Source organism: Mixta calida, assembly GCF_002953215.1.
Classification (GTDB): domain Bacteria; phylum Pseudomonadota; class Gammaproteobacteria; order Enterobacterales; family Enterobacteriaceae; genus Mixta; species Mixta calida.
In genome coordinates this window covers 1092698-1111063 of record NZ_CP026378.1, presented here as the reverse complement: position 1 = coordinate 1111063, position 18366 = coordinate 1092698, and the positions used below count along the sequence as shown (strand labels likewise).

13 protein-coding genes and 2 pseudogenes are annotated in these 18366 nt (G+C 58.2%); 7 read left to right on the top strand and 8 right to left on the bottom strand.

What is annotated here, in order from left to right; genetic code table 11:
- The 4 genes from C2E16_RS05175 to C2E16_RS05160 all read right to left on the bottom strand — a co-directional run bounded on the left by C2E16_RS05175 (position 1) and on the right by C2E16_RS05160 (position 4609).
- Positions 1–705, bottom strand: coding sequence for a metal ABC transporter ATP-binding protein (locus C2E16_RS05175; RefSeq protein WP_084970310.1), 705 nt, complete (start codon positions 703–705; stop codon positions 1–3).
- Positions 702–839, bottom strand: coding sequence for a hypothetical protein (locus C2E16_RS20735; RefSeq protein WP_167401654.1), 138 nt, complete (start codon positions 837–839; stop codon positions 702–704). Before C2E16_RS20735 ends, C2E16_RS05175 begins: the two co-directional genes overlap by 4 nt.
- A 431-nt stretch (positions 840–1270) precedes the next feature.
- Positions 1271–3706, bottom strand: a complete 2436-nt coding sequence (locus C2E16_RS05165) for a formate C-acetyltransferase/glycerol dehydratase family glycyl radical enzyme (protein ID WP_084970308.1) — start codon at positions 3704–3706, stop codon at positions 1271–1273.
- A 3-nt stretch (positions 3707–3709) separates the two neighbouring features.
- The gene (locus C2E16_RS05160) at positions 3710–4609 is read right to left on the bottom strand and encodes a glycyl-radical enzyme activating protein (RefSeq protein ID WP_084970307.1); all 900 of its coding nucleotides are present in this window, start codon (positions 4607–4609) and stop codon (positions 3710–3712) included.
- Positions 4610–4748: 139 nt separating this feature from the next.
- Between C2E16_RS05160 and fsa the strand changes: the two genes are divergently transcribed.
- The 6 genes and pseudogenes from fsa (at position 4749) to glgX (ending at position 14592) form a co-directional block, all read left to right on the top strand.
- The gene (gene fsa, locus C2E16_RS05155; RefSeq protein WP_038627781.1) at positions 4749–5411 is read left to right on the top strand and encodes a fructose-6-phosphate aldolase; all 663 of its coding nucleotides are present in this window, start codon (positions 4749–4751) and stop codon (positions 5409–5411) included.
- A 220-nt stretch (positions 5412–5631) separates the two neighbouring features.
- A pseudogene (locus tag C2E16_RS05150) lies at positions 5632–6899 on the top strand (DUF1479 domain-containing protein).
- Between the two features lie 132 nt (positions 6900–7031).
- Complete coding sequence (locus tag C2E16_RS05145) at positions 7032–7796, top strand: DeoR/GlpR family DNA-binding transcription regulator (protein WP_038627785.1); 765 nt, start codon at positions 7032–7034, stop codon at positions 7794–7796.
- A gap of 336 nt (positions 7797–8132) precedes the next feature.
- Positions 8133–9920, top strand: coding sequence for a malto-oligosyltrehalose trehalohydrolase (gene treZ, locus C2E16_RS05140; protein ID WP_038627787.1), 1788 nt, complete (start codon positions 8133–8135; stop codon positions 9918–9920).
- A complete protein-coding gene (treY, locus tag C2E16_RS05135) occupies positions 9917–12451 on the top strand; it encodes a malto-oligosyltrehalose synthase (RefSeq protein WP_084970305.1) in 2535 nt (844 codons plus the stop codon). The genes treZ and treY overlap by 4 nt, the downstream gene beginning before the upstream one ends.
- 65 nt (positions 12452–12516) lie before the next feature.
- Positions 12517–14592, top strand: coding sequence for a glycogen debranching protein GlgX (gene glgX, locus C2E16_RS05130; protein ID WP_084970304.1), 2076 nt, complete (start codon positions 12517–12519; stop codon positions 14590–14592).
- Positions 14593–14666: 74 nt separating this feature from the next.
- On the opposite strand, the gene C2E16_RS05125 is transcribed toward glgX, so the two are convergent.
- A complete protein-coding gene (locus tag C2E16_RS05125; RefSeq protein ID WP_084970303.1) occupies positions 14667–15293 on the bottom strand; it encodes a TetR/AcrR family transcriptional regulator in 627 nt (208 codons plus the stop codon).
- 76 nt (positions 15294–15369) lie between these two features.
- Between C2E16_RS05125 and C2E16_RS05120 the strand changes: the two genes are divergently transcribed.
- Positions 15370–16236, top strand: a complete 867-nt coding sequence (locus C2E16_RS05120) for an aldo/keto reductase family oxidoreductase (RefSeq protein ID WP_084970302.1) — start codon at positions 15370–15372, stop codon at positions 16234–16236.
- Between the two features lie 53 nt (positions 16237–16289).
- Here the strand turns inward: C2E16_RS05120 and C2E16_RS05115 are convergent, their stop codons facing one another.
- The 3 genes and pseudogenes from C2E16_RS05115 to C2E16_RS05110 form a co-directional block, all read right to left on the bottom strand.
- Complete coding sequence (locus C2E16_RS05115; protein WP_084970301.1) at positions 16290–16964, bottom strand: hypothetical protein; 675 nt, start codon at positions 16962–16964, stop codon at positions 16290–16292.
- A gap of 698 nt (positions 16965–17662) precedes the next feature.
- Positions 17663–17909 (bottom strand): annotated as a pseudogene (locus C2E16_RS21355) (hypothetical protein); the annotation flags it as partial.
- A gap of 18 nt (positions 17910–17927) precedes the next feature.
- Positions 17928–18335, bottom strand: coding sequence for a putative T6SS immunity periplasmic lipoprotein (locus C2E16_RS05110; protein WP_244555284.1), 408 nt, complete (start codon positions 18333–18335; stop codon positions 17928–17930).
- Between the last annotated feature and the right edge of the window lie 31 nt (positions 18336–18366).

Sequence of the window (18366 nt, the reverse complement as noted above, 5' to 3'; positions counted from 1 at the left end):
CTACGCCTGCCCTACCGCACAGCGAATCGCAGGCATCAGCGGCGCGCTGCCGTTCGTCAGCACCTCGGCGGTATTTCCCCAGTGGTAATGCCCTTCATGCAGGAAAAGCAGCTGCGGAAAATGGCGTTCGACCACGGACTGACTGTGCAGCACGGTGATGATGGTTTTGCCCTCGCGGTGCAGCGCGTCGATCATCTGCAGCAGCAGCGTGCGGGTCTGGCTGTCTATGCCGGTAAACGGCTCGTCCAGCAGCAGTATGTCGGCATCCTGAACCAGCATGCGCGCGAACAGCATCCGCTGAAACTGCCCGCCAGAGAGCTGGCTGATGGCGCGTCCGGCCAGATGGATTAATCCCACCTGCATGAGCGCATCGTCGATTCGCTTGCGCATCGTACGGCCCATGCCGCGCAGCATGCCGGTCGACGGCCAGCTGCCCATCGCCACCACGTCGCCGACCCGCAGCGGAAACTGATGGTCGATATCGCTCTGCTGCGGCAGCCAGGCGATCTGCGGCTTGCGCTGTGCATAGCGCACCGTGCCGCTGACGGCGGGCAGCAGTCCGGCCAGGGTTTTCAGCAGAGTAGATTTTCCGACGCCGTTGGCACCCATGATCGCCGTCAGGCTGCCCGGCGTGAACTGGCCGCTAAGCGGCTGGCTCAAGGCTCTGCCCCGGTAGCCCGTCACAAGGTTGTTCAGTTTAATCATGGGAGCATTTCCGCCCAGCGAATCGCGATCCACAGCGCGGCGAGCAGCAGCGCGACGGCGAAAGCGCGGGCCAGCGCAGAGCAGGCTAGCAGGGAGAGGCCGCGGCGTTTAGAAGCTGAAAACAGGTCAGGCATAACATACTCAATATCAGGCTGTCGCCGCACGGTCAGCGGCGCGGGGTCAAGGTTCGCGTTAACACGCAGGTTTATCAGGCGGGCGCGTCAGGTTTGCAGAACAGGCCGCACGCCTTTGTTGGTATGTTATAACATAACAATTATTAAAAACAAAGCCTGCCGCTGCGTCCAGGGAAGGCGGGATACGGCTGCGCGCCGCTGAGTCAGCAAAAGACAGCAGCACGGCTGAAATCAGAGGAAACAGAAGACTGCGAGAAGATGCGAAAAGAGAAAAGCAGATAAAGCGGATAAAGCAGAAAATCGTAAGCGGCGGGCGCGAGCAGAATAAATCCGGCTGCCCGCGACGCAGCCGCGCATAAAAAAGCGGGCTGGGATGCCCGCTACCAGAGATAGTGCGTAAAGCGCCAATGGCTGACGCGCCCACCGCTTTATTACGCCAGCGTATGCTCGGTGCGCGCGATAATATCATCCTGCGCATCAGGCGACAGCGCGGTAAAGAAGGCGGAATAACCCGCTACCCTGACCACCAGATCGCGATAGCGATCGGGATGCTTTTTCGCCTCGATCAGCGTCTCGCACGACACAATGTTGTACTGAATATGCCAGCCCTTATGATCTTCGAAGAAAGTGCGCAACAGCGCCATCAGCTTCTGACGATCGCTTTCATTATCGAGCGTCGCCGGGTTCAGCTTTTGGTTCAACAGCACGCCGCCGAGGATGGCGCCGGTCGGCAGCTTGCCTACCGAGCCGATCACCGCCGTCGGTCCCAGATGGTCGGTGCCGGAAGCGGGACTTGCGCCTTCCGCCAGCGGCGTTCTGGCTTTACGGCCATCGGGCGTCGCCATGGTCTGCGCGCCGAACGGCACGTTAGCGGAGATCGAGGAGGTGCCCGCATAGTAATCGCCGCCGATTGGGCCGCGGCCGTAGCGCGGGTTATGGTAGTTTTTAATCTCGTCGATATAGGTCTGATACGCGCGCACCAGCAGCGCATCCACGTTGTCATCGTCGTTGCCATACTTCGGCGCGCCGTTAATCAGCCTTTGGCGCAGCTGTTCGTGCGTCAGCCCGTCGTAATCGCTCGCCAGCGCTTCCGCCAGCTGCCGCTGCGCGACGGCGCCCTGTTCGAAAACCAGCTTTTTCACCGCCGCCAGGCTGTTGCCGAGGTTAGCGATGCCGACCTGTAAGCCGGAAACCCAGTCATACTTCGCCCCGCCCTGCTTAATGCTTTTCGCGCGTTCGATGCAGTCGTCCACCAGCGCCGAGCAGAGAATATCGTGCGCGTTCTCCTCCAGCACGGTATCCACCACATATTCAATCTCAATCGACTTACGGGTGTAGTAGCGGATCTGTTTATCCCAGCACGCCAGCACCTCATCGAAATGGGTAAAGTTGCCTTTCGACAGCGCCTGTTCCTGCGGCAGGAACACCTTGCCGCTGGTAGCGTCGCGGCCCCCCTCCAGCGCCGCCAGCATCACCCGCGCGAAGTTGATAAAGCTCATGCCGGTGCAGCGATAGCCCCATTTGCCGCCGACCGCGGTTTCGATGCAGCCGATGGCGGCGTAGTCCCAGGCGTCCTCCGGCGCGACGCCGAGCTTAATAAATTCGGGAATAACGATTTCATCGTTGTTGAAGGCGGGCATGCCGAAGCCACAGCGAATCACCTGCACGCAGGCATCGAGGAAGTCGTCGCTCATGCCCGCATGATAGCGCACGCTGAGGTTCGGCTGCGTGGAGCGCAGGCGGCCGCACGACTCCAGAATGGCGTAAGAGAGCGGATTCACCGCATCCACGCCTTTGCCGTCGCGCAGGTTTTGCCCGCCGATGGTGACGTTCTGATAAAGCGGGCTGCCGGCCGAGGCTTTAGAGTGGGAGCCGGAGCGGATCTTGTTCACTTCCAGCAGCTTCAGCCAGCAACCATGCAGCAGCTCAATCGCCTGCTCGCGCGTCAGCGTCTGCTCCAGCTCTACGTCGCGGCGGTAAAAGGGATAGAGATACTGATCCATGCGGCCAAACGAAACGGAGTGGCCGTTGGATTCGATTTGCAGTATCAGCTGGATGAAGTAGCAGAGTTGCAGCGCCTGCCAGAAATTTTTCGGCGGCTGGTGGGCGATGACCTCGCAGTTTTCCGCGATGCGCAGCAGCTCCTCTCTGCGCGCCGGACGCGCTTCCTGCGTCGCCATCCGCCGCGCCAGATCGGCATAGCGGATAATATGATCGCTGACCGCCTCCAGCACGATGGCGATCGCCTTCAGGAACTGTTCGCCGTGCAGATCCTCCAGTACGGTCAGGTTGATGCGGCTGCGGCGCTCCGCCACTTTTTCCCGCAGGCCGTCCAGCCCTTTTTCCAGCAGTAGCGGATAGTTGACCGCCAGATGCGCGTCGCCGGAAGTCATATTGCCTTCGGCTTTGATGATGCCGGTCGCCAGCAGCGCCTGCTGTTCGTCGGTGAACATGCCGTAGCAGCGATCCTGCACCGTCTGGCCGCGCCACCACGGACAAACTTCATGCAGCACGCGCTTGTTCTCTTCCGACACCGCGAAACCGGCGCCGGGGCGATCGGCCAGATCGTCGATCTCTTTTTCGATCCAGCTGACGGTATATTCCGGGAAGATCGGCGCGGCGCGTACTTCGCTCGCCTGGTTGCCGACGATCAGCTCATCATGCTTAATCCAGATAGTGCGGTTGGCGAGATGGTAAGCCAGCGCCAGCGCCCGGCGCACCGGCAGCGGCTTATCCATGTTCTCCTGATAGATTTTGGTGTAGTGCGCGGCGCGCTCGGTGCACACCGGCGGCTTGACGATATGTACCAGCGCGTCTTTGTGGGCCTTGATACGTTCGCTCAGGGTATCGAGTTTCAGAGTCGTCATAATTTATCCTCTCAGTGTCGCCGTCAGGCCTTTTTGCGCGGCGTAATGCTGCGCAAAGGTGAGCAGCGCCGGATCGTCCAGCGGTTTGTCCGGCGCATGGTAGGGCTGATTAAGCAGGGCGTACTTGTTCATGCCCAGCGTGTGGTAAGGAAGAAAATGGATCGCGCTGACGCCGAGTTCATCCGCGGCAAAATTAACGATGGCGCTCACCGACGCTTCGTCGGCGTTAAACTGCGGAATCAGCGGCACGCGAATAATCATCGGCTTGCCGGCGTCGGCCACGCGGCGCAGGTTTTTCAGCACCCGCTTCGCCGAGCCGTCGGTCCAGGCATGGAACCGTGTCTCGTCGACATGCTTCAAATCTGCGAGAAAAAGATCGATATGCGGCAACGCGGGTTCGATATAGCGCCACGGCACATGCAGGCAGCTCTCCACCGCCGTATGGATGCCCTCGTCATGGCACTGGCGAAACAGGCTCGCCGCCAGCTCAGGGTTCATAAAGGGTTCGCCGCCGGAAAGCGTGACGCCGCCGCCGCTGCGCGCGTAGAAAGGTTTATCGCGCCTCACCGCCGTCATGATCGCGTCCAGCGGCTTTTCTTCGCCGCAGACGCTTAACGCCAGCGTCGGACAGCAGTGTTCCAGCGCCGCGATATGGTCCGGTTGCAGGCGCTGCCGGTCAATGGTGATGCCATTCAGCGTTCTGGCGATAACCTCCGGCGCCGCCTGCTGACAGAGATCGCACTGTTCCAGGCAGAGGCGCGCGTCATACAGCAGATCTTTATGGCGGGAGCGGCTTTCAGGATTCTGGCACCAGCGGCAGCCCAGCGAGCAACCTTTAAAAAAGACAACGGTGCGGATGCCGGGACCATCATGCGTCGAATAACGCTGGATATTAAAAATCATAAGCCCTCTCCTCTCTTGCGTTCGAAGATTTGATAACTTTCGAAAGAAAGCGATATTGACACTGGTCAATAAAAAAGCGGAGTCGGGCGATATACTCAGCGAAACTTGCTAAACCTCACGATCTCCTCAGGAGCTGGTTATGGAACTCTATCTCGATACCGCCGACGTCGCGGCCGTCAAACGCCTGGCGCGCATTTTTCCCCTCGCCGGGGTCACGACTAATCCAAGCATTATCGCCAGCGGCAAAACGCCGGTTGACGAGGTTTTGCCCGCGCTGAAAGAGGCGCTGGGCGGCCGTGGCAAGCTGTTTGCGCAGGTCATGGCGCCACAGGCGGAAGGCATGGTGGAAGATGCGTTTCGTCTGCGCGCCATCATTAACGATCTGGTGGTGAAAATTCCGGTAACGGCGGAAGGGCTGGCGGCGATTAAACAGCTGCGCGCGGCGGGCGTCCCTACGCTGGGTACTGCGGTCTATGGCGCCTCGCAGGGGCTGCTGGCGGCGCTGGCTGGCGCGGAGTATGTCGCGCCCTACGTTAACCGTGTGGACGCGCAGGGCGGCGACGGCATTCAGACGGTAAGCGACCTGCAACAGCTCCTGACGCTGCACGCGCCGGGCGCGAAAGTGCTGGCGGCGAGCTTTAAAACGCCGCGTCAGGCGCTGGACTGCCTGCTGGCCGGTTGCGCCTCGATCACGCTGCCGCTGGACGTGGCCGAACAGATGATCTCTGCGCCCGCCGTCACTGCCGCCGTCGAGAAATTTGAGCAGGACTGGCTCGCCGCTTTCGGCAAGACAGGTCTGTAAGCCGCTTTCAAAAAGCGCAGTCATACATAACGCCGGGCGGCCCGCTGCCCGGCTTTTTTTATGCTGAATGAGTTAACGCATTACTTCACCTAAGTTAAAGAAATGTGATCCTTTTCACTCCCTGCGTCGATCTTCTTTGTTATCTTTCGCCTTAAACTTACGAATGAAAGTTAAGGCTTTCATTTCCCCGAAAAGGCCAACCTGAACCGCGGAGAAAACGATGAACGCATCCTTCACCTCAATGACCTTACCGAGTGATTACAAAAAAAACGTCGTGGAAATGAAGCGGGCGTTACGCGCGCAGATTGGCGACGTTGACGCCCTGTTCCGCCAGGTTTGTCAAAAGATCGAAACGGAGATCGCCGCCGCGCGTGAAGAAGAACGGCGTAACGGCAGCGCCTGGCCGGTGCTGCGCCAGGAAGATGTCGCGGCGGGAAACGTGACGCCCGCGCAGATCGCGCAGATCAAACGCCGCGGCTGCCTGGTGGTGAAACAGACTTTCCGCCGCGACGACGCGCTGGCGATGGATCAATCGATGCTGCACTACCTGGATAAGAATCACTTCGATGAAATCTACCGCGGCCCTGGCGATAATTTCTTCGGCTCGCTGGAGGCGTCGCGCCCGGAAATTTATCCGATCTACTGGTCGAAGGCGCAGATGGAGGCGCGGCAGAGCAGCGAAATCGCCGCCGTTCAGTCTTTCCTTAACCGTTTGTGGACCTTTAAGCACGCGGGGGCGAATGGTTTAATCCCGACGTCAACATCATCTATCCCGATCGCATCCGCCGCCGTCTGCCGGGCACCACCTCAAAAGGTCTGGGCGCGCATACCGATTCCGGCGCGCTGGAGCGCTGGCTGCTGCCCGCTTATCAGCAGGTATTCGGCAAGATTTTTAACAACCGTTTTGAAGAATACGATCCCTGGGATGCGGCGCACCGCCCGGAAGTCAACGAGTATGACATGGACAACACCACCAAATGCTCCGCGTTCCGCACTTTCCAGGGCTGGACGGCGCTGTCGGATATGGGGCTGGGCCAGGGACTGCTGCATGTGGTCCCGGTGCCGGAAGCGATGGCTTATGTGCTGCTGCGTCCGCTGCTGGACGACGTGCCGGAAGATGAACTGTGCGGCGTGGCGCCGGGTCGGGTCTTGCCGGTTTCCGAACAGTGGCATCCGCATCTGATCGCCGGGCTGAGCAGCATCCCCGCGCTGGAGGCAGGCGATTCGGTCTGGTGGCACTGCGATGTGATCCACGCCGTCGCGCCGGTAGACAACCAGCAGGGCTGGGGCAACGTGATGTACATTCCGGCGGCGCCGGCGTGTGAGAAGAATATGGCCTGTGCGCAGCGCGTGCGCGAGGCGCTGGAAACCGGCGCGTCGCCGGCGGACTTCCCGCGGGAAAACTATGAGCAGAGCTGGCAAGATCGTTTTCTTATCAGCGATCTCAACGCACGCGGCCGTCGCGCGCTGGGCATCGATCCGCTCTGATGCAGCTAACAGGCGAGCGTAGCGTACGCCATGACGTTGAACGTGGACGGCCTTGCGGGCCGTCCCGACGCGATGCTATCGGGAGATGATTTTGTTATACTCCTCTCCCCGCTCCCCAGGATGAGACGCCGGATGAACGCAAGGCAATTACAGATTATTCAACTGGTTAATGAAAGAGGCAGCATCAGCGTCAGCGAGCTGTCGCGCCTGACCCACGTTTCCGAAGTCACGGTGCGTCAGGATCTCAACACGCTGGAGAAAGGCAGCTATCTGAAGCGCGTTCACGGCTCCGCGATCTCGCTGGAAGGCGACGACGTCGCGGCGCGTATGCAGGCGCGTTTTCCGCTTAAGCAGGGTCTGGCGGAGTATGCCGCCTCGCTGGTGAAGCCTGGAGAATCGGTGTTTATCGAAGGTGGCAGCACCAACGCGCTGCTGGCCCGCTGCCTGGCGAACAACGACACCATCACCATCGTCACCGTCAGCCACTATATCGCCGGACTGTTAAAATCGTCACGCTGCGAAGTGATCGTGCTGGGCGGCCTCTATCAGAAAAGCAGCGAATCGGTGGTCGGTCCGTTAACCCGCAACTGTATTCAGCAGGTGCATTTTCAGAAAGCCTTTATCGGCATCGACGGCTGGCATCCTGACACCGGCTTTACCGGTCGTAATATGCTGCGCAGCGATATCGTCAACGCGGTAATGGCAAAAGATATCGATACCTTCGCGTTAACCGACTCATCGAAGTTCGGCCAGTTTCATCCCTACCCGATCGCCGTCGACAAACCTTTTCGTCATGTGATTACCGATACCGGCCTGGAGGCGCGCTATCGCCAGCTGCTTGAACAACAAGGCATTTGCGTCCATCAGGTTAACGAAAACATCCCCGGCGTCGCGTAACAGGGCGGTTCGCCTCGCGTCGTCCTTCCCGCCCCCCTTTATTTCCGTCTGGTTCATAAACCCCGTGACCGCCCTGCCGCTCAACTATCACGGCCCTTCACTTCCTGTCCGATGGTCTATGATTGTTCTTTGTATGCTGCCTGGAGCCGAAACCGCCGGACACCGTTTCAACACGCATTCTCTGGGGGGCAGCCACTTCGTGATTGACCAGAAGAACGATGCCCCATTACGGCGCCAGATCACGCTTACTGATTTAAGCACCTGAAACTCACATCACCGGATTCAGCCGGGCGATGTCGTCTATTGCTCACATCTGGGTTAAAACGAGGCAGTTGAATGGAGTCCAAATCATTTCTTAAAAGTTGGGGCGCGGAATATGTGGCCGCCGACACCGTCCGTTTTCGTCTCTGGGCTACCGGCCAGCAAAAAATCACGCTCAGGCTGTCAGGTAAAGAGGCAGAAATGAAGCCGGTCGGCGACGGCTGGTTCGAACTTGAGGCCACCGGCGTGGCGCCCGGCGCAGAGTATAATTTTGTTCTCGCCGACGGCACCGTGGTGCCGGATCCCGCCTCGCGCGCGCAGAAGGCGGACGTTAACGGCCCCTCTCTGGTGATCGATCCCACCCGCTATACCTGGCAGAACGCCGCCTGGAAAGGCCGCCCGTGGGAAGAGAGTGTGGTCTATGAGATGCACATGGGCACCTTTACGCCGGAAGGCACCTTCCGCGCCGCTATCGATAAGCTGCCGTGTCTGGCCGAACTTGGCGTAACGATGATTGAAGTGATGCCGCTCTCCCAGTTTGGCGGCAACCGCGGCTGGGGCTACGACGGCGTGCTGCTCTACGCGCCGCATTCCGCCTACGGCACGCCGGACGATTTTAAAGCCTTTGTCGACGCCGCGCACGGCCATGGCCTGTCGGTAGTGCTCGATATCGTGCTGAACCATTTCGGGCCGGAAGGCAATTATCTGCCGCTGCTGTCACCCGACTTCTTCCATAAAGAACGTATGACGCCCTGGGGCGCAGGCATCGCCTACGACGTCGATGCGGCACGACGCTACATTGAAGAAGCGCCGCTGTTCTGGCTCAGGGAGTATCACCTTGACGGTCTGCGCTTCGACGCCATCGACCAGATTGAAGATCCTTCCGACAAGCATGTGCTGATCGAAATCGCCGAGCGCATCCGTGCGGAAATTACCGATCGACCGATCCATCTGACCACCGAAGATTGCCGCAACGTGATTTTCCTGCATCCGCGCGCGGAAGATGGCTCCGTGCCGCTGTTTACCGGCGAATGGAACGACGATCTGCATAACGCCGTGCATGTCTTCGCCACCGGCGAAACCCACGCCTACTATCAGGATTTCGCCAGCGAGCCGGAAAAACGCATCGCGCGCGCGCTGACCGAAGGTTTCGTCTATCAGGGCGAAGTGTCGGCGCAAAGCGGCGAGAAGCGCGGCGTGAAAAGCAGCGGCCAGCCGCCGGTCGCCTTTGTCGATTTTATTCAGAACCATGACCAGGTCGGCAACCGCGCGCAGGGCGAGCGGCTGATCGAACTGGCCGGCGCCGACCGCACCAAAGTGATGCTGTCGATGCTGCTGCTGTCGCCGCATATCCCGCTGATCTTTATGGGCGAGGAGTATGGCGAAACCAACCCGTTCCTGTTCTTTACCGATTTCCACGGCGACCTGGCGAAGGCGGTGCGCGAAGGCCGCGCGCGCGAGTTCCAGGGCCACGCCGGGCATGAAGGCGAAAGCGTGCCCGATCCGAACGCCAAAGAGACCTTCGATATGTCGAAGCTCGACTGGAAAAAGCGGGAGAGCGAAGAAGGCAAAGCCTGGCTGACGCTAACGCGCGAACTGCTGGCGCTGCGTCAGCAGCATCTGGCGCCGCTGCTGGCGACCGCAGGCGGCGACGCGGGCAAGGTGCTGAAAACGGCGGAAGGCTTCCTCGCCGTCACCTGGACCTTCCCGCGCGGCACGCTGTCGATGGCGCTGAACATTGGCGAGAAGACGCAGCCGCTGCCCGATCTGCCGGGTGAAACCCTGTTCGCCTGGCCGCAGGCGGCAGATGCGCTGCCGCAGAATTCGATTATCGTCCGCCTGGCTTCTGGAGACGCAACGTGAAGATCCCAACCGCTACCTATCGCATTCAGTTTCGTAACGGCATGACCTTTGACCGCGCCGCGGCGCTGGTGCCCTACCTGAAGCGTCTGGGCATCAGCCACCTGTACGCCTCGCCGATTTTTACCGCGACGGCGGAGTCCACTCACGGCTACGATGTCACCGACGCCAACGAGATCGACCCCGCTATCGGCGGTCGCGAAGGCTTCGACCGCATGGCGAAAACGCTGAAGGAGGCTGGACTCGGCCTGATTCTGGACATCGTGCCGAATCATATGGCCGCCTCGCTGGAGAACGCCTGGTGGCGCGACGTGATCGAGCATGGCGAAAAGAGCCGCTATGCGCGCCATTTCGATATCAACTGGTCGCGTCGCCTGACGCTGCCGTTCCTCGGCGACACCTTTGAGGCGGTGCTGGAAAACGGCGAGATCAGCGTCAAGGCGGACCCGAAAACCGGCAAGCCCGCTTTCGCCTATTACGACAGCTACTATCCGCTGACGCCGGAGAGCTGGCAGGGGCGCGAAGAAGAGGTGCTGAAGCTGACCGACAAGGCGCAAATCGCCGCGCTGCATGAGCAGCAACCGTGGCGGCTGATGTCCTGGCGCGATGCGCCGCGCGACCTCTCCTACCGCCGCTTTTTTGAAATCACCGGACTGGTCGGCGTGCGCGTCGAAGATAAACAGGTCTTCGACGATACCCATCGGCTGATTCTGGAGCTGGTGCATTCCGGCGTGGTCGACGGCCTGCGCGTGGACCATGTCGACGGGCTCGCCGATCCCAAAGCCTACCTGGATCTGCTGCGTCAGGAGGCCGGACCGGACTGCTATATCACCGTGGAGAAAATCCTCGGCAAGAACGAGCAGATCCCGGAAGACTGGCCGATTTCCGGCACCACCGGCTATGAGTTTATCGAATCGCTTTCCGACGTGCTGGTGGACGATGAGCAGCTCGACGCCTTGCGCGCCGCCTGGGACAAAGTAGTCGGCAAGCCGGTTGATATGAGAGCGGAGTTGCGTGCGGCCAAGCTGCTGATGGCCGATAAAAACTTCGAGGGCGAATTCACTACCCTGCTGCATCTGGCGATGGGCATCGCCGGGGCGGACAATGCCGGCGTGGAAGAAAATGCGGTGCGCGGCGCGCTGCGCGAACTGCTGGTTGCGTTTCCGGTCTATCGCACCTACGGCACCACGGCAGGTTTGCCGCCGGAAGGCCTGGCGCTGTTGCAAAAAATAGTGCAGCGCGTCAAAAGCAGCGCGCACGCGCCCGATACCCAGGCGCTCGATTTCCTGACCGACATTCTGGCGGGCAACGTATCGGATCGGGTGGCGGGCGACGCCGCGACCTTCCGCACGCGCTTCCAGCAGCTGACCGGCCCGCTGATGGCGAAATCGGTCGAAGATACCCTTTTCTTCCGGCAGAACATGGAGCTGGCGCTGAATGAGGTAGGCGCCGAGCCGATGCCGCGCACGTTCTCGCTTAACCGTTTCCACGCCGAGATGAAGACGCGGCTGGAGCGGCAGCCCGATGCGCTTTCCGGCACCTCTACCCATGACACCAAACGCGGCGAAGATGCGCGCGCCCGGCTCTATACGCTGACCGAAGCGCCGGAGCAGTGGGCAGAATGCGTCGCCCGCTGGCGTCAGATGAACCAGGAAAAGGTGGTGCAGCTTGACGACGGCGCCGCGCCGAAACCGGCCGTGGCCTGGATGCTCTATCAGGCGCTGGTCGGCGTCTGGCCGACCACGCTGCGCCCCGACGACGAAGCGGGCCTGAAGGCGCTGGAAGAACGTTTCCTCGCCTTTACCGAGAAGGCGCTGCGCGAGGCCAAGCTGCGCACCAACTGGGGCGACAGCAACGACGCCTATGAAACGGCGGTGCTGGACTATGCGCGCCATCTGCTTTCTCCGGCGAACCAGACCTTCCTGCAGGATTTTTATCGCACCATTCAGCCCTTCGTGCGCGCCGGCCTGATCAACAGCCTGACCCAGACCATTATCAAGCTGACCGCGCCAGGCGTGCCCGATATCTATCAGGGCAGCGAGGGGCTGAACTTTAGCCTTGTCGATCCCGATAACCGGCGCGAACCCGACTTCGCCACGCTGGAGCAGTGGCTGGCCGACGATGAAGCGCCGACCACCGGCAACGAGCAGAACTGGCTGAGCGGAGAGCTGAAGCAGCATGTCACCGCGAAGCTGCTGCGCTTCCGTCAGCAGAAGCCGATGCTGTTCCGCAGAGGCGATTACCTGCCGCTCGCCGCCACCGGCAAGCGCGCAGAAAACGTCATTGCCTATGCGCGCGCGCAGGACGAAGAGGCGCTGATCGTCATCGCGCCGCGCCTGGTGCTGAACGCGTTGCACGAGGGTCTGGCGCAGCCGCAGCTGGCACGCTGGAGCGAAACGGAGATCCCCCTGCCCGCGTCGCTGGCTAACCGTCGCTACCGCGACATTCTCAGCGGGGAAGAGCTATTCCTGACCGATCGCATCAGCATGGAGACGGTCGATTGTTGTTCGTCTGTGGTTCTTGTAACACTCTGATTTTGCTTATCAGTAAGCGTTAAACGCTGTTACAGGCAAAATGTTCATTCGATGGAGAAGAATGCATGTCAAACGGTAAGCCTTTTGAAATAACAGCAGGGTATAGTCATCTTCTCGGCGCCAACTTTGATGGCGACGGCGTCAACTTTGCGATCTTCTCGGCGCATGCGGAGCGCGTGGAGCTTTGTCTCTACGATCCGAGCGGCAAAAACGAAATCGCCAGGCTGGATCTGCCGGAATATACGCATGAAGTGTGGCACGGCTATGTGCCTGGGCTGAAGCCTGGCGCGCTCTACGGATACCGCGTCCATGGCCCCTACGATCCTGAAAACGGTCATCGCTTTAACCCTAATAAGCTGCTGATCGATCCTTATGCGCGCGAGCTGGTCGGCGATATTGAGTGGAATGAAGCCCACTTCGCCTACGACCTGCTGCACGAAGATAAAGATCTGACTTTCGATACGCGCGACAGCGCCCCGTTTACGCCGAAGTGTCGGGTGATCGATCCTAACGAGTTCGACTGGCAGGATAATAATCGCCCCTCTATCGCCTGGCCGAAATCGGTGATCTACGAGACGCACGTCAAAGGTTTTACCCAGCTTAACTCCGCCCTGCCGCCGGAGCTGCGCGGCAACTTTGAAGGTATGGGCCACAAGGCGTCCGTGGACTATATCAAGAGCCTCGGCATTACGTCGGTCGAGCTGCTGCCGGTTCACTGGTTCCCGGACGATCAGCATCTGCTCGACAAGGGGCTGAAAAATTTCTGGGGCTACAACTCGCTGGGCTTCTTCGCCCCCGCGTCGCGCTACTACGGCCCGAAAGGCATTCAGGGCTTCCGCGATATGGTGCGCTCGTTCCACGACGCCGGCATCGAGGTCATCCTCGACGTGGTCTATAACCATACGGCGGAAGGCAATGAACTCGGCCCGACGCTGTCGTTCAAGGGCATCGATAACTTCTCCTATTACCGCACTCTGCCTGACCAGCATCGTTATTACATCAACGATACCGGCACCGGCAACACTGTGAATACCTCGCATCCGCGTGTATTGCAGATGGTAATGGATTCGCTGCGCTACTGGGCGGAGTCGATGCATATCGACGGTTTCCGTTTCGATCTCGGCACCATTCTTGGCCGCGAGCCGGAAGGCTTCGACCAGCGCGGCGGCTTCTTCGACGCGGTAACGCAGGACCCGGTGCTTTCTAAAGTGAAGCTGATCGGCGAACCCTGGGATATCGGCCCCGGCGGTTATCAGGTCGGCGGCTTCCCGCCGGGCTGGGCGGAGTGGAACGATAAATACCGCGATACGGTGCGCGAATACTGGAAAGGCGACAACGTTTCCACCGACTTTGCCGCACGCCTGCTTGGTTCCGGCGACCTTTACGATCAGCGCGGGCGCCGTCCGTGGGCGAGCGTTAACTTTATCACCGCGCATGACGGCTTTACGCTGAACGATCTGGTCTCCTACAACGAGAAGCACAACGAGGAGAACGGCGAGGACAATAACGACGGCCATAACGATAACCGTTCTTATAACTACGGCGCCGAAGGCCCGACCGAGGATGAAGGCATCAACGCGGAGCGTGACCGCCAGAAGCGTAACTTCCTCGCTACGCTGTTCTTCTCCCACGGCACGCCGATGCTGTTGGCGGGCGACGAGTTTGGCCGCAGCCAGATGGGCAACAATAACGGCTACTGTCAGGACAGTGAGATCTCGTGGGTTCACTGGGACGATCTGCCGGAGACCTGCGAGGCGCTGCGCGAGTTCACCCGTCGGGTAATCAAGCTGCGGGCGGAGCAGCCGCTGCTACGCCGTGAAAGCTGGCGCGACGGCATGGATATCAAGTGGTTCAACGCTGGCGGCGGCTTCCAGCAGCCGGAACAGTGGGACGAAGGCTCGACGCTTGGCGTCTATATTGGTCGCGCCGACCTGCAGCCGGAAGAAGGCATCTGGCACGATGTGCTGATGCTGTTCAACCCGTTTGAAGGCAACGTGCCGTTCCAGATTCCGCAGTTCGGCGAAGGCGGCTGGGTGCTGGAGCTGACGACATCCGACAGCGCGAAGCGCGGCATGGTGATTACCAAAGAGATGGATTTCGAGCTGGAAGGCCGCAGCCTGGCCCTGTTCAGACGACCGTAAGCGCGGATTATCTGCTAAAAATCCCCGTTGGCGATGCCGGCGGGGATTTTTTTATTGCCTGACGCGGCGCGTTTTTAACGCACCTCGCTGTTAAAACACGCTGTCAGCACTGAAGAAAGATGCTCAGGAAAACGTTCCGCGTACGCCTGCGGGATCAGTCCTTCAAGAAACGCTTTTACCGGACCGGTAATCATCCCCAGCGCCATATGAGCGGTGAGCTGACAGTCGGCGCACTGCGCGTCCGGCGAACTGCTCAGCATCGCTGCGACAGCCTCCACCATACGCTGATAGATCGCCGCGACGATCCTTGCGCCGTCCCGCTCTGCGGCGATGCTGTAGAGCGCCTTAGACTCTTGCGGGTTGGTCAGCTTCGCTGCGAGGAAGGCGTTCACCAGTAACGAGGCCATCTCAGCGACAGGTTTGCCGCGCGCAAGCAGACAAGCCTCTTCAATCGCGCTGGCCACGCCATGAAGATGTTGTTCAAGCACGCCCGCCAGCAGCGCGTCGCGGTTTGGATAATATTGGTAAAGGCTTCCCACCGACATACCGGCGCGCTGGGCGACGCGCGTGGTGGTGCAGCGGCTTAATCCTTCACGGGCTAAAACCTGAATGGTTGCCGTATGCAGCGCGTCGACGGTGGCGATGGCGCGCGCCTGAGCTGGCGTTTTACGGGCGTTGAGCGGGACGGGAGGCGTCTTCATCAAATGCGAATTCTTAAAGTAAGGGAGGCTTCATATACTGATACTTCCTGAACCTGATGAAATCAAGAAGGCAATAATGGGCATCATTGACAGCAGCGGCAGCTACAGACTCGGCGATCGTACGGTAAAACGGCTCGGCTATGGCGCCATGCAGCTGGCCGGTCCCGGCGTATTCGGGCCGCCGAAGGATAAACAGGCCGCTCTGGCCGTCTTGCGCGCCGCCGTGGAAGCGGGCGTTAATCATATCGACACCAGTGATTTTTACGGCCCGCACATCACCAATCAATTGATCGGTGAGGCGCTATCGCCTTACGACGACGACCTGACGATCGTCACTAAGGTCGGTGCGCTGCGCGGCGATGACGCCTCCTGGCGACCCGCCCTGTCACCGAAAGAAGTGACCCAGGCGGTGCACGATAACCTGCGCAACCTGCGGCTGGATGTGCTGGAGGTGGTGAACCTGCGGGCGATGTTTAAGGTGGATGGCCCGGCTGAAGGCTCGATTGAAGCGCCGCTGACCACGCTGGCGCAGCTACGGGAACAGGGACTGATTAAACATATCGGCCTGAGCAACGTAACCCGTGCGCAGATAGCCGAGGCGCAGCGGATCGTACCTGTCAGCTGCGTACAGAATATGTATAACATCGTTCAGCGTCAGGATGACAGCCTGATTAATGAGCTTGCGGCGCAGGGCATCGCTTACGTGCCGTTTTTCCCGCTAGGGGGATTCTCGCCCATTCAGTCCGCTACCCTGCAAAACATTGCGCAGCAGCTTGGCGCAACGCCGATGCAGGTCGCGCTCGCGTGGCTGCTTAAGCGTTCGCCGAATATCCTGTTAATTCCGGGCACCTCATCAGTCGCACATTTCAATGAAAATATCAGGGCGGCGGAACTGACGTTGCCAGAAGAGATGCTGAAGACGTTGGATACGCTGGCGGCATGATTCGGTTGTATAAGGCGGGCTGCCAGATAAGCAGCCCGCTCCGTTGCGGCGCGTTAAATCACATCGCACCTTGTCCAGTTGTAGTTAACCTGCGCCAGCTTGAGCTCTCCCGATACGTCGCCATAGCGACGATGCTGAGCATGAAGAAAATAGCGCTGTAGCCGCGCCGGCAGACGCTGCGCCCGATAGCGCAGCAGCGTGCTGTGCCAGAACGGCGCTGGCAGCGGCGTTTTCTCATGACGGGCAAGCAGTTCTTCTCTCCAGGACGAGGCTAACACCGCTTCGCAAAATCGCTGACGTGACATTATCGCCTGCTCATCAGGGATGCCCGCCAGCAAAAGCTGTCCCGGCAAAGCGACAAGCCGCAACGCCTTTATCGTCACACTCTTTCCCTGATAGTTTTGCCACAGGCTCAACAGCTGTGCGATTTTATCAGGCAGCGCTTCCCCTTCCTCATACAGAGGCGGCGTAATAGGCAAAAATGTAAAATGAAACGCCTCTGTCGGCAGTACGTCTGCCAGCGTATCTTCTGCGCTCAACTGCCGAACCTCATCGAAGAGCGTATGTACGGCGGCAGGCACTGTCGGCCGAAGTCCAGCGGCCAGCGCCAGCTTCCGCGGATGATAATATCCTCCCCCCATCACCTCACCGACGCCGTTCTCCTGCTGCCAAAGGGAGACGGTTTTTTCATTCGTTGCGTGGTAGAGCGTGTCCAGATCTGTACTCATAAAACATCCCGACCTTTGGTTAGCAGAGGATAAAACGCGTTGCTGTTTAATTTAGCGGATTTTTGATGGGTTAGCGTGAAGTAAGCGGCGAGAAATGTGCTCAGGATAAAGAGAAGCTGGACGCTATAAGTTGGAAACGACAAAAGAACCCTCTGTAAAACCAACTGGCTATCGCGTAACTTGGAAACATCCGGTGATTATCGTTAATATTTATAGTATTTAAATGAAAGTTAATTTTTATTTTTACCCTTCAATGCTATTTAAGGAGGCCAACAACGCAACTTTAACAGGGAGGTAAAAAGTGATGGTTAACTTAGTTATTATAATATCTCTTATCGCATTCGTGATAGTTTGTTTTATTTTACACTGGAGAGTTAGCCTTAAAAAGAAGATAGTCGCCCCCCATGTACGGCGCCGCTGATTTTCGCTGCTAACATCTGTTTAAATCGGCGTAGTGTATAAGAAGAAAGTTCACAGGGAACGACGGCTAGTCTACGTGTAAGCGTATTATGCGGGATGAAAACGTTGGGATTAACGTTCAGGATGCCAACGGAAAAAGTTACTGGTGTATAAAAATTTCAGGAAAAATGAAAGAAGATGCCACGCTTCTTTCATTTTTTAAAATTCAGAATTGATGCTTGTTATAATGCCGACACTCTGCTTTCTAAGGACGCTACTGAAGTAATTAGTTTTTGGATTTAAGCGTTGACTGACAACAAAGGGACACACTGGTCTTTACTTGAATAGTGTACTGTTGAGCGCTCGTTCCAGGCGTCTGTATACTGGATATCGTCATGCAATACGCCAGGTGATTTTCTCGTATTGGATGCTGATACTTTCAATATGGTCCATGTTATCATTGCCAGCCAACTTATTATCAGGCACCTAACAATTAACGCCAGTGACTTTCAAACCTTCCAGCAATACGGTGTATTGACATAAATCAATGAAGCCTGATAATCATTACAAACTATCTTTCTGCTTATTATTTCCATTCATAACCATACCCGTTTTTGCTATGGAGAACGTGGCGGTAATCAAATAATGTTTTGATTTTAATGTTTTAATATCATATGCAATTGAATATTTCTCTTCAGCAATAAACTGATAGCCAAAAACCGGCAAACAGTCACCCTTTTGAATATAAAGCGGATTGTCATCAAAAGTCTTGATAAGCTCACGACCTTTATCACTATAAATTTGAACAGCAGTCACCTGCTCGCCGGGACTTAAAGGAGACAGAATGCAAACGTGATTATCTTTTATTATCGTTGTAGTAGGTGTTCGGGACACCATACGATCGCCAGGCCCAGGACAACCGGCCAATAAAAAAACAGAAGTTACTACCAGGTATTTTTTCATTACGGTCATTTCTCTTGTCCTGTAACGATTTTTTTATAAA

What these genes read in the sequence shown, in the direction of transcription:
- glgX (WP_084970304.1), top strand. Translation starts at nt 12,517, where the DNA reads ATGTCAAACGGTAAGCCTTTTGAAATAACAGCAGGGTATAGTCATCTT.
- C2E16_RS05125 (WP_084970303.1), bottom strand. Translation starts at nt 15,293, where the DNA reads ATGAAGACGCCTCCCGTCCCGCTCAACGCCCGTAAAACGCCAGCTCAG.
- C2E16_RS05160 (WP_084970307.1), bottom strand. Translation starts at nt 4,609, where the DNA reads ATGATTTTTAATATCCAGCGTTATTCGACGCATGATGGTCCCGGCATC.
- C2E16_RS05165 (WP_084970308.1), bottom strand. Translation starts at nt 3,706, where the DNA reads ATGACGACTCTGAAACTCGATACCCTGAGCGAACGTATCAAGGCCCAC.
- C2E16_RS20735 (WP_167401654.1), bottom strand. Translation starts at nt 839, where the DNA reads ATGCCTGACCTGTTTTCAGCTTCTAAACGCCGCGGCCTCTCCCTGCTA.
- C2E16_RS05120 (WP_084970302.1), top strand. Translation starts at nt 15,370, where the DNA reads ATGGGCATCATTGACAGCAGCGGCAGCTACAGACTCGGCGATCGTACG.
- treZ (WP_038627787.1), top strand. Translation starts at nt 8,133, where the DNA reads ATGGAGTCCAAATCATTTCTTAAAAGTTGGGGCGCGGAATATGTGGCC.
- C2E16_RS05145 (WP_038627785.1), top strand. Translation starts at nt 7,032, where the DNA reads ATGAACGCAAGGCAATTACAGATTATTCAACTGGTTAATGAAAGAGGC.
- fsa (WP_038627781.1), top strand. Translation starts at nt 4,749, where the DNA reads ATGGAACTCTATCTCGATACCGCCGACGTCGCGGCCGTCAAACGCCTG.
- C2E16_RS05110 (WP_244555284.1), bottom strand. Translation starts at nt 18,335, where the DNA reads ATGACCGTAATGAAAAAATACCTGGTAGTAACTTCTGTTTTTTTATTG.
- C2E16_RS05175 (WP_084970310.1), bottom strand. Translation starts at nt 705, where the DNA reads ATGATTAAACTGAACAACCTTGTGACGGGCTACCGGGGCAGAGCCTTG.
- C2E16_RS05115 (WP_084970301.1), bottom strand. Translation starts at nt 16,964, where the DNA reads ATGAGTACAGATCTGGACACGCTCTACCACGCAACGAATGAAAAAACC.